This window comes from Streptomyces sp. SID13666 (assembly GCF_010548325.1).
Classification (GTDB): Bacteria; Actinomycetota; Actinomycetes; order Streptomycetales; family Streptomycetaceae; genus Actinacidiphila; species Actinacidiphila fildesensis.
In genome coordinates this window covers 1-14,308 of sequence record NZ_JAAGLX010000055.1, presented here as the reverse complement: position 1 = coordinate 14,308, position 14,308 = coordinate 1, and the positions used below count along the sequence as shown (strand labels likewise).

At 71.8% G+C, this 14,308-nt stretch carries 15 protein-coding genes and 1 pseudogene; 6 read left to right on the top strand and 10 right to left on the bottom strand.

Annotation, left to right across the window (positions count from 1 at the left end):
• Window positions 1-55 precede the first annotated feature (55 nt).
• A complete protein-coding gene (locus tag G3I60_RS38525) occupies window positions 56-784 on the bottom strand; it encodes a type 1 glutamine amidotransferase (protein WP_138354544.1) in 729 nt (242 codons plus the stop codon).
• Window positions 785-805: 21 nt separating this feature from the next.
• Window positions 806-2,044, bottom strand: coding sequence for a MurT ligase domain-containing protein (locus G3I60_RS38520; RefSeq protein ID WP_138354545.1), 1,239 nt, complete (start codon window positions 2,042-2,044; stop codon window positions 806-808).
• A gap of 180 nt (window positions 2,045-2,224) precedes the next feature.
• On the opposite strand from G3I60_RS38520, the gene def reads away from it, so the two are divergent.
• Window positions 2,225-2,770: a peptide deformylase gene (def, locus tag G3I60_RS38515; protein WP_138354546.1), complete on the top strand. Its 546-nt coding sequence runs from the start codon at window positions 2,225-2,227 to the stop codon at window positions 2,768-2,770.
• Between the two features lie 61 nt (window positions 2,771-2,831).
• Here the strand turns inward: def and G3I60_RS38510 are convergent, their stop codons facing one another.
• Window positions 2,832-3,476 (bottom strand): TetR/AcrR family transcriptional regulator, encoded by a 645-nt coding sequence (locus G3I60_RS38510; protein WP_164298088.1) that lies wholly within the window; start codon window positions 3,474-3,476, stop codon window positions 2,832-2,834.
• Between the two features lie 147 nt (window positions 3,477-3,623).
• Here G3I60_RS38510 and G3I60_RS38505 point away from each other — a divergent pair, with 147 nt between their 5' ends.
• Window positions 3,624-4,850 carry an acyl-CoA dehydrogenase family protein gene (locus G3I60_RS38505; protein ID WP_164298090.1) on the top strand — a complete coding sequence of 409 codons (1,227 nt, stop codon included), beginning with the start codon at window positions 3,624-3,626 and terminating at the stop codon, window positions 4,848-4,850.
• Window positions 4,851-4,935: 85 nt separating this feature from the next.
• Here the strand turns inward: G3I60_RS38505 and G3I60_RS38500 are convergent, their stop codons facing one another.
• The 4 genes from G3I60_RS38500 to G3I60_RS38485 form a co-directional block, all read right to left on the bottom strand.
• Window positions 4,936-5,577 carry a hypothetical protein gene (locus G3I60_RS38500; protein WP_164298091.1) on the bottom strand — a complete coding sequence of 214 codons (642 nt, stop codon included), beginning with the start codon at window positions 5,575-5,577 and terminating at the stop codon, window positions 4,936-4,938.
• Between the two features lie 178 nt (window positions 5,578-5,755).
• A complete protein-coding gene (locus tag G3I60_RS38495; RefSeq protein ID WP_138354550.1) occupies window positions 5,756-6,304 on the bottom strand; it encodes a flavoprotein in 549 nt (182 codons plus the stop codon).
• Window positions 6,305-6,357: 53 nt separating this feature from the next.
• Complete coding sequence (locus tag G3I60_RS38490) at window positions 6,358-6,546, bottom strand: hypothetical protein (protein WP_164298092.1); 189 nt, start codon at window positions 6,544-6,546, stop codon at window positions 6,358-6,360.
• A 46-nt stretch (window positions 6,547-6,592) separates the two neighbouring features.
• Entirely contained in the window at window positions 6,593-8,668 is a 2,076-nt protein-coding gene (locus G3I60_RS38485) for an FUSC family protein (protein ID WP_164298093.1), read from the bottom strand.
• 167 nt (window positions 8,669-8,835) lie between these two features.
• Between G3I60_RS38485 and G3I60_RS44800 the strand changes: the two genes are divergently transcribed.
• Together G3I60_RS44800 and G3I60_RS38475 are read left to right on the top strand one after the other, a co-directional pair.
• The gene (locus G3I60_RS44800) at window positions 8,836-9,072 is read left to right on the top strand and encodes a hypothetical protein (RefSeq protein ID WP_203674920.1); all 237 of its coding nucleotides are present in this window, start codon (window positions 8,836-8,838) and stop codon (window positions 9,070-9,072) included.
• A 373-nt stretch (window positions 9,073-9,445) separates the two neighbouring features.
• The gene (locus G3I60_RS38475) at window positions 9,446-10,030 is read left to right on the top strand and encodes a winged helix-turn-helix domain-containing protein (protein ID WP_164298094.1); all 585 of its coding nucleotides are present in this window, start codon (window positions 9,446-9,448) and stop codon (window positions 10,028-10,030) included.
• Here G3I60_RS38475 and G3I60_RS38470 read toward each other — a convergent pair.
• Window positions 10,014-10,475, bottom strand: coding sequence for a universal stress protein (locus G3I60_RS38470; protein ID WP_164298095.1), 462 nt, complete (start codon window positions 10,473-10,475; stop codon window positions 10,014-10,016). The genes G3I60_RS38475 and G3I60_RS38470 overlap by 17 nt on opposite strands.
• A gap of 232 nt (window positions 10,476-10,707) precedes the next feature.
• Between G3I60_RS38470 and G3I60_RS38465 the strand changes: the two genes are divergently transcribed.
• Window positions 10,708-11,256, top strand: coding sequence for an SRPBCC family protein (locus G3I60_RS38465; RefSeq protein WP_164298096.1), 549 nt, complete (start codon window positions 10,708-10,710; stop codon window positions 11,254-11,256).
• A 378-nt stretch (window positions 11,257-11,634) separates the two neighbouring features.
• Here G3I60_RS38465 and G3I60_RS44795 read toward each other — a convergent pair whose 3' ends face one another.
• Window positions 11,635-11,808, bottom strand: coding sequence for a hypothetical protein (locus G3I60_RS44795; RefSeq protein ID WP_244808988.1), 174 nt, complete (start codon window positions 11,806-11,808; stop codon window positions 11,635-11,637).
• Between the two features lie 476 nt (window positions 11,809-12,284).
• On the opposite strand from G3I60_RS44795, the gene G3I60_RS38460 reads away from it, so the two are divergent.
• The gene (locus G3I60_RS38460; protein WP_343241829.1) at window positions 12,285-13,547 is read left to right on the top strand and encodes an MFS transporter; all 1,263 of its coding nucleotides are present in this window, start codon (window positions 12,285-12,287) and stop codon (window positions 13,545-13,547) included.
• 16 nt (window positions 13,548-13,563) lie between these two features.
• Here G3I60_RS38460 and G3I60_RS38455 read toward each other — a convergent pair.
• Window positions 13,564-14,308, bottom strand: a pseudogene (locus G3I60_RS38455) (hypothetical protein); the annotation flags it as partial.

Genomic DNA, 14,308 nt, shown 5'->3' with positions numbered 1-14,308 from the left:
CCAGCCGCAGGCGGACGGCGCACAGCCGCCCGCACTGCGGACACCGCTCACCGCCTCAGGCGGGCTGGCCCGCCGCCGCGATCCGCTCCGTGCGCAGCGCCTCGTACCACTGGTCGTCGACCGGCGGCAGGGCGTTCACGTCCAGCGCCAGCTTCAGCAGCAGGTCGGCGATCTGCGGATTGCGGGCCATGACCGGGCCGTGCATGTACGTGCCGAAGACGGTGTCGTTGTACGCGCCCTCGGTCCCGTCGCCGGTCCCGTTGCCCTTGCCGTACCGGACGGTCGCCAGCGGGCGCGCGCTCGGGCCGACGTGGGTGATGCCCTGGTGGTTCTCGAAACCTGTCAGCGGCGGCAGGCCGAGCCGCGGGTCGATGTCGGCCAGGACGTCGCCGACGCAGCGCTCGCCGTCACCGCGCACGCTGACGACGTCGAGCAGCCCCAGGCCGGCCTCGGGGCGGCCCAGGTCGTTCACGAACTCATGGCCGAGGATCTGGTAGCCGGCGCACACGGAGAAGACGATCGCGCCGTTGGCGACCGCGCGGTTCAGTCCGCCGTCGCGGCGCAGCCGCTCCGCGGCGAGGCGCTGCGGGCGGTCCTCACCGCCTCCGATCAGATAGATGTCCCCGGAGGTGGGGATGGGCTGGTCGGACCGGACGTCGATCCGGCTGACGTTGAGGCGGCGCTGGCGGGCACGCCGCTCCACGACCAGGGCGTTGCCCTGGTCGCCGTAGGTGCTCAGCAGGTCCGGGTAGACCCACACCAGGCGAAGGCTGGAATCGCTCATGCTTGCTTCTCCTTGTCCGGGTCAGTTGCCGACGCGGCGGCGCAGGTCCTGGAAGGCCGTGTAGTTGGCGATGGTCTCGATCCGGCCGGGGGGCGCGGAGCGCACCGCCTCGTCGACGTCCGCGCAGACGCGGAAGTCCAGTCCCGCGACCTCGAGGCGGACCGCGAGGTCCAGCTTGCGGTCGCCGATGACGTAGATCGGGTGCCCGGCGAGCCGGGTGTAGTCCACGTCCCACAGCCAGGAGGTGTCGGTGCCGTCCGCGCCGCGGGCGTTGACGGACAGGATCACCGGGGTGGGCGGGCCGTCGATGAGGGAGAAGGTCTCCAGCCAGCCGGCCGGGTTCTTCGCCAGCAGCAGCCGCAGCTCGCGCTCCAGGTAGGTGACGACGTCGTAACGTCCGGCCACCGCCTGCACCGCGTACATCCGCTCCAGCGCGACCTTCGGCTCCACCCCGAAGGCGGCCGCGGCCGCGGCGGACACGGCCGCGTTGGACTTGTTGGCCCGTCCCGGCAGTTGCAGGCGGATCGGCCAGGCCGCGCCGTACGGGTCGATGACGTGGTCGCCGGAGAGCGCCCAGGTCGGCGTGGGACGGCGGAAGCCGCAGTCACCGCAGAACCAGTCGTCGGAGGGGCGCTGGAGCACGCCGCCGCACGACGGGCACGACCAGGCGTCGTCCTTCCACTCCTGGCCGGCTGCGACCCACACCACGGTGGGGCAGGAGGAGGCGGCCCAGGTGATCAGCGGGTCGTCGGCGTTGGCGATGACGATGGCGTCCGTACCGGACAGGCCCTCGCGCCAGTGCTCGGCGAGCATGCGGGTCTCGGCCGCGCGGTCGAGCTGGTCGCGGGAGAGGTTCAGCAGGGCGATGGCCTTGGGGGCGACATCACGGGCGACACCGGCCAGGTATTTCTCGTCGACCTCGATCACGCCGTAGCGGGCGTCCGCGCCGCCGGCGAGCGCCGAGGTGATACCGGCCGGCATGTTCGCGCCCAGAGCGTTGGAGACCACCGGGCCGTTGGCCCGCAGCGCCTCCGCGAGCAGCCGGGTCGTCGTCGTCTTGCCGTTGGTGGCGGACACCAGCACGACATCGAGGTGCCCTGCCAGCCGGGCCAGCAGATCGGGGTCGACCCTCAGGGCCACCCGTCCGCCGATCACCGATCCGCTGCCGCGACCCGCCGCACGGGACACCGCCGCAGCCGCCTTGCCCGCCGTCACGGCCAGCTTGGCCCGCGGAGTCAGTGGCTCCGAGTTGCCTGCCATCGTCTAACATCCTCCTCGCGTCCGGCCCCCACACCTGCACAAGCCTCGCGGTGGCCGAGTGTCCGCCCCTCCACGCCGATCCAACACCCGGGAGGCCTCGGTCTCGGAGCAGCCTATCTACATTCCCGCGCGGCCCCCGCACCGTCCGCCCCGCCACGTACAGGCTCTACGCTTGCCGGCATGCGACGCGGCACCATCCCCGGCAGTACCGGCACCATCCGTCCGATGCGTCTGATCGGCGACCCGGTGCTCCATGCGCCGTGCGCCGAGGTCACCGCGTTCGACGCCGAACTGGCCCGTCTCGTCGAGGACATGTTCGCCACCATGTACTCCGCCGACGGCGTCGGGCTGGCCGCCAACCAGATCGGTACGGCCCTGCGGGTGTTCGTCTACGACTGCCCCGACGACGAGGACGTGCGGCACCTGGGACATGTCGTCAACCCGCGGTTGGCGGAGGTGGACGGCGTCACCGTCACGGGTTCCGAGGGATGTCTGTCGCTGCCGGGCATCAACGCGGGCACCACCCGCCACGACCACGCGGTCGTGGAGGGCTTCGACGTCCGCGGTGAGCCGGTGCGGATCGCCGGCACCGGCTTCTTCGCCCGCTGTCTGCAGCACGAGTGCGACCACCTCGACGGCGGCCTGTTCACCGACCGCCTCGGCGGGCTGCGCCGCCGCCGCGCCCTGCGGGCCGCGCGCCGGGCGCCCTGGGCGCGGCAGAACTAGGTAGGGCCTGCCCGGCGGGATTCCGGGTTCCCCGGATTCCGGGTTCCCCGGATTCCGGGTTCTACAGCCCCGGGCTGCCCGCCCGGTCGCCGGCCGCGGCCAGCCGTCCCCAGAGCAGGTCGGCGAGGTGGCTGACCAACTGGTCGCGTGAGACCGGGCGTTCGCTGAGCCACCAGTCGCCCGCCGCGTGCATCATGCCGACGATGCCGTGACCCCAGACCCGTGCCAACTCCTGGCTCTGCGGGCCCAGGTCGAGCCGCTCGGCGATCACCTCGGCCAGGTCCTCGCCCATCCGCCGCAGCAGCGAGGAGGAGTGCCGGCCGCCGTCGAAGCCCTTCTCCCCGTCGCCCGGCGCCTCGGCCGGGTGCATCAGGAAGCGGTACACCTGGGGGCGGGTCTCGATCGCGGCGAGATAGGCGTGCAGCGTGGCCTCGACCCGGTCGCGGCGGTCGTTGCCGGAGTTGAGGGCGGCGCGCAGCGAGGCGAGCAGCGCGTCGGTGTGCCGCTGGGCGAGCGCCCGGTACAGGCCGCTCTTGTCGCCGAAGTGACGATAGAGAATCGGCTTGGTGATTCCGGCCTCGGCGGCGATGGCGTTCATGGAGGCTTCGGGTCCGTCCCGCAGTACGACGCGGTCGGCGGCCTCGAGCAGCTCTTTACGCCGTCGCTCCGTCGCCGTCCGCTGGTCCTGCCGCTGGCCGGTGTCCACCCGGTACTCCCTGTCTGTTCGATTTCGTGCACTCTGCGCAACGTAACACCCCGGTCGGGGCAGCCGGGTTCACGGCGGGGAGTTGACAGCCCCTACTCACGGGTAACAGACTGATGTTACCGCAAGTAACAACCAGGTGGAGGGGACATGGGCGACTTCACGCTCGAGCTCAACGACGACCAGAAGTCCGTGCGCGACTGGATCCACGGCTTCGCGGCCGACGTGATGCGCCCGGCGGCCGCGGAGTGGGACGAGCGCGAAGAGACGCCCTGGCCGGTCATCCAGGAGGCCGCCAAGATCGGTCTCTACTCCCTCGACTTCTACGCCCAGCAGTTCTTCGACCCCACCGGCCTCGGCATCCCCATGGCCATGGAGGAGCTGTTCTGGGGCGACGCGGGCATCGGCCTGTCCATCGTCGGCACCGGACTGGCCGCCGTCGGCGTCCTGGCCAACGGTACCGAGGAGCAGATCGGCACCTGGGTCCCGCAGATGTACGGCGACGTCAACGACGTCAAGGTGGCCGCCTTCTGCTCCTCGGAGCCCGACGCGGGATCCGACGTCTCCGCGATGCGCACCCGCGCGGTCTACGACGAGGCCAAGGACGAATGGGTGCTCAACGGCACCAAGACCTGGGCGACCAACGGCGGCATCGCGGCCGTCCACGTCGTCGTCGCGGTCGTCGACCCCGAGCTCGGCTCCAAGGGACACGCCTCGTTCATCGTCCCGCCGAACACCCCCGGCCTGTCCCAGGGCCAGAAGTTCAAGAAGCACGGCATCCGCGCGTCGCACACCGCCGAGGTCGTCCTCGAGGACTGCCGCATCCCCGGCGAATGCCTCCTGGGCGGCAAGGCGAAGCTCGACGAGCGCCTCGCCCGCGCCCACGAGCGCGCCAAGACCGGCGGCGAGCGGGTCAAGAACGCCGCGATGGCCACCTTCGAGGCCTCCCGCCCGGCCGTCGGCGCCCAGGCGGTCGGCATCGCCCGCGCCGCCTACGAGGTCGCCCTCGACTACGCGAAGACCCGCGTGCAGTTCGGCCGCCCGATCATCGACAACCAGGGCATCGCCTTCCAACTCGCCGACATGCGCACCCAGATCGACGCCGCCCGCCTCCTGGTCTGGCGCGCCTCCTGGATGGCCGCGGCCGGCCGGCCCTTCACCTCGGCCGAGGGCTCCATGTCCAAGCTCTACGCCGGCGAGACCGCCAAGACCGTCACCGCCCAGGCCATGCAGATCCTCGGCGGCAACGGCTACACCCGCGAATACCCGGTCGAGCGCATGCACCGGGATGCCGCGATCTACACCATTTTCGAAGGCACGAGCGAGATCCAGCGCCTGGTCATCGCCCGCACCCTGTCGGGCATGCCGATCCGCTGACGCCGATCCACTTCCCATGGCCGCGTCCCCTTCACCCCGGCGAAGGGGACGCGGCTGTTCGTCCACCTGTCCATGGACGGGATTCCTATGGACAGGACTCACCGAACTTCACCGCCGTGAACATCACCGGCTGTCCGTTGAGCGCGGCGCCGGCCGCCGGCGTCTGGGTGCACACCTGCCAGTTGCTCTCGATGATGATCAAGCGTCCTTGGGTGGCGTCCTTGGAGTCGACGGATGCGTTGGAAGGAAGAGCCTGGTGCGCCGCCTTCACGGACTTGCCGACGAAGTCCGGCATGGTCTCCCCGGCCTCCTTCGGCGGCGTCCGGTCGGTGCCGGGGCACTTCTCCTCGAGCTTGACCGCCCCGAAGTCGAGGGTGGTGTCGACGGGGATGCTCTTCCCCGCCGCGTGGTTCTGCGAGCAGACCCGCCAATCCCGGTCAAGGATCTGGTGGCGCGCGCGGCCGAGGGCGTCATGCGAGGTGAGGCCGGCGAATCCGGCGGCCTGGGCGGCGTCCTGCGCCGACTGGAGCCCCATGCCGATGAAGACGGGGACGGTCGCCGTCTTGGCGGGAGCCGCGGCGGACGATGCCGCTGAGGCGGACGGGACGGATGCCGCGCCGGACGGGGCCGGGGCACCGGCCGGCGCGGTGGCCTTGGGGTCGCAGGCGCTGAGCGCCGCGGTGCTGATGATGACGGCGGCGGTAACGGCGATGGTGCGGATGCGCATGGGTCCCCCTGGTGCTGCACGGTGGTCGCGTGACCGTAGCGCTACGGTGCGTCGCCATGGGGTGGAGCGGCAATTCGTGTCCCTTACGATGCCGGGCGCCCTTCACGCAGCCGGCTTCGGCGTCGATGAGTGCCTGGTGTGCGGACCCACGAGCGCTGCCCCCGGCCCGGCCGATGGGTCAGCGGATGGCGGGGGCGACGTTCCTTGCGGCTGCCAGGGCCAGGTGCCAGGGGTACGCGGACGGCTGGTCCTCGTCCGGGCGGTTCGGGACGAAGCCGCCCTCGCCGTGCAGGACCGTCACGCCGGCCAGTCGCAACTCGCCCAGGGACCGCTCGAATTGCGGGTGCTGGACGATGGCGGAGTTCAGGCAGGGCATGGCCACCGTGGGGATGCCCTTGCCCAGGGCCTCGGCGGCGACGCCCACCACGAAGTGGTTGGTGATCCCGAGAGCCCACTGGTTGATGGTGTTGAACGTGGCCGGTGCGAAGAGGATCACGTCGGCGGGCGGCCAGACGTCCGGTTCGCCCGGGAGTTTGTACTGCGACCGCACCGGGTGACCGGTCAGTGCGGCGAGGCCGTCGAGGTGGTCGCCGAGCCAGTGGGCCGCGGTGGGGGTGAGGCCCAGACACACGTCCCAGCCGTCGGCCTGCGCGTCGTCGATCACCCGGGCTATGTCGAAAACGGGCGGGGCGGCCGAGCCGAACAGGTACAGGGTGCGAGAGTCCATGGTCCCATCACACCCTGGCCGGACGATCTTGCGCAACCAGCCCTGGACCGGCCTCAGCTGTGGTGTTCGCCGCCGTCGGACAGCAGGGCCACCGTTCCCGTCACCGCGGCAAGGGCGCCCGCGGCGATGACGGAGGTCCAGCCGACGGCGCCCGTCAGCGCCGGGAGGACCAGCACGACGGCGCTGAGCGAGAGCAGCGCGGACACCGCCGCGAGGACGAACTTCCAGTTCTGGACGGCCATCCGCTCACCTTACGGACCAACCCGCCGCGGGGGAGCCGGATCCGCGTCACAGGGGCGGGGGCCGGGTGCCGGAGCGGGAGCGCAACGCCTCCTCGAACTCGTCGAGTGTCTCCATCTGCAGTTCCGCGCCCCGGCGGACCATGCGTTCCCGGGTGGTGTCGCCCTGCCAGCCGTCGAGGACGGCCCGGACCGCGTCCCAGCGCGGCGGCGCACCGTCGCGGACCGCCTGCGCGGATTCGGCGACGGCCTCGCGGAGTACGCGGGCGAACTCCGCTGCGGACGGTAGGGGGTCGGCGTCCCGGCCGGGCAGATGGGCCTCCATCAGCATGCCCACCCGGCCCATCGCGGAGAGGACCGTGTCGGCGTCCTGCGCGGCCCGCCGGGACAGCCCGCGGTGCCGGACGGGTTCGGCGTCGGCGCGTGCGACGGCCTGGTCCCAGGTGGCGCTGGCCGCGCGGGCGTCGAGCAGCGCCTCCCGGACCGTCGAGGAGCGCCGTTTCGCCGGATCCGCGAAACCCTCCAGGACCGCGGCCGTGTAGCCGGCCGTGGCTTCCAGCCGCTCCGCGAGCCGGTCGCGCAGCCGCGGGGTCTCCCAGGCGGGGAACACGGCATAGGCGGCCATCGCCAGCACCCCGCCGAGCAGCGTCAGCAGGACACGTTCGGGAACCGTCTGGGTCCACAGGCTGCCGCCCATGCCCAGCAGCAGGACCGCGTAGGCCGAGACACAGGCCTGCGCAACGATGTAGCCGGTGCGCATCAGCAGGTACATCAGGGCGATGCACACCACGGCGAGGGCCGCGCAGAGATAGACGCCCGGAGACGCCGCCTGCATCACTCCGGTGGCGACGGTCACTCCCACCAGCGTCCCGACGAAGCGGGCCACGCCGCGCGCGTAGGTCTGGGAGAAGTCCGGACGCATGATCATGACCGAGGCCATCGGCGCCCAGTAGCCATGGCCCAGCGGCAGCGCCGCGCCGATCAGGTAGCCCGTCGCGGCGACCGCGGACAGCCGCACCGTGTGCCGGAACACCGCCGACTTCCAGCGCATCTCATGGCGCATGGCCCGCGCGGCCAGCGGGACGAGCCGCGGCAGTGTGGGGCGCAGCAGGTGTGCGGACTCGGTGGTGTCGGAGGGGCCCGAGCCGTTGGCGCTCTCCACAGCGGCGGCGAGCAGGCTGATCAGCCGGGCGGCGGCCCGGCGGGCCGAGCCGGTCAGTTCTGCCTCCGGCTCGGGGATTTCGAGGAAGGCGTCGACCTCCTTCGGCAGCTTCACCGGTTTCGCGTGCCGGATCGCGCGGGCCACCGCGTCCAGCACGGTGGCGGCCGCCGCCAGCAGCTCACGCGCCCGATCCCGTTCCGGGCCTTCCTCCGCGGCGCCGACCGCGGGGTCGGCGAGCGATGCCAGCACCGGCCGGATCCGCTCCGCCAGCGCCCGCTTGCCGTGCAGCTCCTCCGGACGGCGCCGGGCCTGCCACGGTGTCACCGCGGCCGCGCTGCGGGCCGTCATCAGCGGTTCGGGATCGAACGGGGCGTGCGGATCCTGGCGCAGCCGCCGGGCGTAGGCCGCCTCGGCGGCGAACGCGTCCGCGAGAGCGTCCCGTTGCCTCCCCCAGCGGCGGATGGGGAAGAGCAGGATGAGCGCCGCCTGCACCAGCCCGCCCAAGGCGATCACCAGGGCATGTCCCAGGGCGTCCTTGACGGACGTGGGCAGCGTGACGACGACCATCATGACGGCGACGGTCAGCGCCGCGACGATGCCGGATGTCGGGCCGAGCGACCACGCCATCCCGGCCAGGAAGGCCCACACGGCCAGCAGCAGGACGAAGACAACGAGATGGGAAGCGGCCAGGTAGCCCACGAAGGTGCTGATGGCGAGGCCGGTGCCCGCGGCGAGGGAGAGCACCGGGCGGGACCGCCAGCTGCGCTGGAAGGTGGCGGTGCCCGCGGCGAAGGCGCCGAACGCCGACGACGCGGCCACCGCGGGGGAGGACAGCCAGAGGGACAGCGCGATCACGATCGCGACCCCGGCCGCACCACGGACGGCCACCAGGGGTTCGAGCCAGGTCCGCTCGACGCTCAACCCGGAGCGCCCGGTCTCCTTCAGCGCGCGCAACCAGGTCATGATCCAGAGGATAGGTGGAAACGCCGGAGAACCGGCTTTCCCTGTCGACGGGGCGGGCGTACGCGTGCGTAGCGTCCCGGCCGTTGGGTAGGCGCGGGCAGCGGCCGCGTCGGTAACGACGACAAACCGACAGAGCGATACAACGACACGACGCGAAGGAGAAGTCCATGGACTGTCCCGACCGGACCGTCATCCGGGCGAGCGTTCCCCCGGTGCCCGATCCGCAACCGACGCCGCAGCCCCCGGACCCCGTTCAGCCGGACCCGGTGCCGCGCCCGGCGCCGCAGCCCGGCCCGGGTCCCATGCCGCCCGGCCCGCCGCTGCCGTCGCCCGAACCCCTGCCGCAGCCCGAGCCGACACCGCATCCGGAGCCGGTGCCCGACCCGGCTCCGCTGCCCATGTGAGGTCCTGCGAGGCGCGTGGAGCCGCGCGAGGCCGTGTGACGCACCCGTAGCGACCCCGTAGTGGCCCCGAAATGACCGGAATCCACGTTCCGCCGGCATCCCCCTGCCGCGCGGGGCGTGGCTTCTGGTTCAATAGGGCTCATGGCCAGCCACACTGACATCGCGACAGGTCGCACCGACCTCGAGCCCTTCTGGCCGTCCCGGCAGGGACACCACTTCGACCGAGAGTGTTGCCGCGCGATCACCGCGCGGACCCGCACTCCCCGCTGACCTGCGGACCACGGCCTCCGGCCGTCGCCGTCAGCAGTACGGATTCCGGTACCGCGCAATACGTCGTCCAGCCAACGACCCCTCGCGCGAAAGAGCCGAACCCATGTCGAACACCCAGTCCCTGAACCTCCCTGCCGTCAGCCTCTCCCAGCAGCGGTCCGGCGGGACCACCACCCCGTTGCGCTCGCGGCTGCGTGCCGTACGGCCCGACGAGGTCCCGCCCGCCCCCGACTTCCTGCCGCCCGGTGCCACCTGGATGCCGGCGCCCGGCCACGTACTGCCGACCGTTCCCGGCCAGCAGCGGATGGTCGGCTACCTGGTCCTGGTTCCCGCGGAAGTGGGACCGGTCGCGGTGGAGGCGGTCCCCGAACCCGCGCACGAACCCGGCGCCCGGGTACGGATCGACGCCGAGCGCCGTACGGCGGCGGTGGACGGCCGTCCCCTCGACCTGACCTACCTGGAGTTCGAACTCCTCGCCCATCTCGTCGCCAACCCGCACCGCGTGCACTCCCGCGACCAGCTCGTCACCACGGTCTGGGGCTACGGTCACGTGGGCGACGGCCGTACCGTCGACGTGCATGTGGCGCGGCTGCGCCGCAAGCTCGGTGCCGAGCACCGCGGCAGCATCGTGACCGTCCGCCGGGTGGGCTACAAGTACGCACCGGTGGCGGCTACGGCACTACGGTGACCGGCCAGCGTCCGGCCTTGACCAGCCGGATGGCGACCGAACCGACGATGCGGTGTCCGGCGTGCTCGGAGGCGCCGACCACCACCGCGTCGGCCTTCAGTGAGTCCGCCGCGGTGACCAGCCCGTTGTAGGGGTCGCCGCGGACGGTGTGGAATTCCCAGCGCACGGCGAATATCCCCTGGAGCCGCTCCGCCGACCGGCGGATCTCGGCCATCAGCTCGTCGGCGACCTCGGTGGTGACCTCGGCCACCGGGGCGCCGAGGAGTGTGCCGGTGACGATGAGCGGCTGTACATAGACGACGGCGAGCAGCGCGTTCTGCCGCCGCGCCAGGCCGGCGGCGTAGGACACCGCCCGCCACGAGGAATCGGAGCCGTCCGCTCCGACGACGATGACCTTGGGTCCGTCCGTTCCGCGCTCGAACGGCGCGGGTTCCTTGTCCACCACGTCTCGAGGCTAGCCCTCGCCTTACGGCCCCGTTCGGCGCCCCCGCTTCCTTGATCACCCGAATGGCCGCATTGCCACGACACGCGGGCTTTTGGGATGCAGGATTTCGGTGAGGAGTCCCAGAGAGAACCTGCAGTCCTGTGGCTCCCGGGCCGCCGACGTGCCGCCCGCATCTCTGAGCCAACAGCCAAAGCCGGCACGGCCGGCAACGGGGAGGTTTGCGATGCCGAGGGTGACCACAAGCGTGATCGTGTCGAGGCCGGCCGCAGAGGTCTTCGACTTCCTTGCCGACGCCCGGAATCTCTCGCTGTGGAGCTCGGGCGTGGCCGGGGTCGACGGGGATGCCGTGCCGCCGGGCGCGAACGCCGAGTACCGCTACCGCTATCCCGGACGGCACCGGGAGCACCGGCTGGTGTGCGCGGGCTACGAGCCCTGCCGGCACATCGTGTTCCGGGGCCAGCGCATGTGGAGCCCGCTGGGCACACAGGTCCCCGAGTACGGCTTCGACCTGCTGCCGTACGGCGCCGGCACGCTGGTGCGGCTCTCGGTGCACAGCTCGCTGGGGGCCGGGATGGCGCTGTTCTCGCCGGTCGTGGCGATGGCCTGGCGGCGGGACCTGCCGGTCGACGCCCGGAAGCTCTGCGAGGCCCTCGGCGGTCTGCACGCCGCGCCGCGCGCGCTGGAGGCGGTACGCACGGCCGAGCCGGCGGTGCCGGCTCCCGAGCCGCCGTTCGACTACGCCCCGGCCGCCCGGGTGTTCCAGCCCGGCGTCGGAGCGTAGACCCCCCGGAGCGGGAAGCGGGGGAACCGCAGGCGGCGGAATTGCAGGAAACAGTGGAGTCGAACATCACTCATTGAGTGTTAAACTAAGTCCGAAGGGTGGCGCGAAACCGCCCCTTTCCCCCGTGTTGCCCCGGCCCGGTCCCCCCGTCCTGGCCGGGGCTCCTTTTTGTTCCGGACCTGCTGCCGTCCGGGATCCGCTGCCGTCCCGAGCCTGCTGCCGTCCCGGGCCTGCTTGCGTCCCGGGCCCGCGTCGCGCTCCGTGCCCGCTCCTGGCCCCACACATGCGGCGGTGGCGTGGGATCCGCTCCCACGCCACCTGCGACCGCGGCTGTCCGTCCGCCAGGTCGAACTCGTCGATCCGGTCGATCCAGCAGATCTAGTCGATGCTCCGCAGGATGTGCGACTCGGCCACGTCGTCCTCGTAGCCCGCCAGCTTGATCGGCGCGGACCGGGCCCAGACGTCGAGGTTTCGCACTTCCTTCAGCGGCGGAGGCCATTCACCTAGTCCCGGCGTGGCCTGGTTGCGCTGCTTGGTCTTCTCGGGTGTCACCGCGCACTCCATTCATTTCGAGTGAACCGGATGCGCCGACGCGGCCTACGACCGGGCATCGGACACCCGGTGGGGCATATGTATCGAGCGGGTGCGGACGCGGTGGCGCCTGGTGCGGAGCCGGAAGGGCGGCCATGGTGACTGGACGCTTCCCGGGACAGGCTCTGGGCGCCGGTTGCTGCCCTATGAGCCTGTTCGTTCCGCTCAGAGTAAGCCCGCCGAACGGTTCCGACCAGCCGATTTCCTCTCTGGGTCACCCCTAAGAGAACCCCAGTCCACATGCGCGCCACTCAAGGGCTCCTCAAGGGTTGCGGGCCCTGGGCACCCGTGAGGTGTCCGACCCCGCCGCTCAGGGGCCGGGAGAGCGGTTGTTACCGTGCCGGGTGCTCCGAAGCAAGCGATCCGACGATTCGGCGGAACCTCGGGAACCCCGGGAGACCGCATCAGGCACGGCCGCCACCCCACCACCCGCCGGGATATCCCGCCGTACCGCCGGTCGTGTGTTCGCGGATCTGACGCCGCTGCGCGAGTCCCCGCACTTCCGCCGGCTGTGGTTCGGCAACATGGTCTCCTGGATCGGCCAGCAGATGACCGCGATGGCGGTCTCCCTGCAGGTCTACGCGATCACCGGGTCCAGCTTCTCGGTAGGGCTGGTGGGCCTCTGCTCCCTGGTCCCGCTCGTCATATTCGGGCTCTACGGCGGCGCCATCGCCGACGCCGTGGACCGCCGCAAGCTCGGGCTGGCCAGCGCCCTCGGCGCGACCGTCCTGTCCGGTGTCCTGGCGGGCGCCGCCCTGCTCGACCTGCGACAGGTCGAGCTGCTGTACGCGATCGTCGCCCTGCAGTCCGTCTGCTTCGCCCTGAACTCCCCGGCCCGCTCCTCGATGATCCCGCGCCTGCTCCCGCCGGAGCAGCTGCCCGCAGCCAACGCCCTGGCCTCGCTCGCCGGTGGCCTGGGCACGATGGCGGGGCCCATGCTCGGCGGCGTCTTCGTCGGCCTGTGGGGCTACCAGGCCGCGTACCTGATCGACGTGGTCACCTTCTCCGCCTCCCTCTACGCCATGTGGCGCCTGCCCTCGATGACCCCGGAACACGACGCGTCGACGGCCGCAGGCACCCGTCGCGGATGGGCCTCGGTGCTGGACGGACTGCGCTTCCTGGCCGGCCGGCCCAATCTGCGGATGACGTTCTTCACCGACATGGCCGCGATGGTGCTCGCTCAGCCGCGCGTGCTCTTCCCGGCCATCGCCGTCATCTGGTTCGCGGGCGACGCCAAGACCGTAGGCCTGCTCATCGCCGCCCCGGCCGTCGGCGCGCTGCTCGGCGGCCTCTTCTCCGGCTGGCTCGGCCGCATCCACCGCCAGGGCCTCGTCGTCCTGGTCTCGGTCGCCTGCTGGGGCGCGGCCGTCGCCGTCTTCGGCCTCACCCGCAACCTATGGCTCGGACTCGTCTTCCTCGCACTGGCCGGATGCGCCGACACCATCTCCATGGTCTTCCGCAACACCATGCTCCAGGCCGCCGCCCCCGACGACATGCGCGGCCGCCTCCAGGGCGTCTTCATCGTCGTCGTCGCGGGCGGCCCCCGCCTGGGCGACTTCCTCGCCGGATCGGCCGCCGATCTCTTCTCCCCGGGCACCGCCATCGTGGGCGGGGGGCTGGCGTGCATCGCGGTCGTCATCACGCTGGCGGCCCTGCAGCCGGGATTTGCGCGCTACGACTCGCGCAACCCCGTGCCGTAACGCTCGCGCTGGGCGGTCAGCCCACGGGTGGGGGAGTGCAGGCACCCCGCGTGATGGACCGGTAGGCGATGCTCTGGGCAGCGGCGGCAGGCTTTGTCGAGATCCGCACACCCCACTGTCGGTTGCAGTTGAGGCCGTCGAAGGTGTGGGACCTGCTGAAGTTGTACTCCCCCGTGAAGGTGAACGTCTCCGAGGGCCCATCCTGCGCTACGGGATTTCCTTTGCTGTCCGCGTCGTACCACGTCAACGTGATGGTGAAGGTGCCGGTGCTGCCCTTGCCGATGGAGAACGAGGCCGTCGCGTTCGACCCACGGGTAGCCATGAACGTGTCGACCGAGGCGGATTTGACCACCGGGGGCGGCGGCTTCGACGTAGTGGTCGACGCCGTCGTCGGAACCGTCGTCGGCGGGTCCGTCGGTGCGGTCGTCGGCGGTGTCGTGGGCGGGGTCGTCAGGCCCGTCGTGCTGTCCGTCGGTGTCGGCGTGGTGGACGTCGACGCTGATGTCGTCGGTGTGAGGCTCGGGCCGACCGTCGCGCCGCCCGGGGGCGTGGTGCCGGGTGGCTCGCTGGTTCCGGTGAGCTGTGTGGTGACGGAGGGCGGGGCCGAGAGGCCGTCGGTGTGGTGCGGGGCCCTGCCGGTGCCGGCGAGGGCGACGACCGTGCCGGCCGTCGCGAGGGCCAGCAGGGCGACGCTGCCGCCCACCAGCGCGGCGACGCGTCCGCGCGGCAGCCGCCGCGGCGTTCCGCCGCCGAACGGCAGG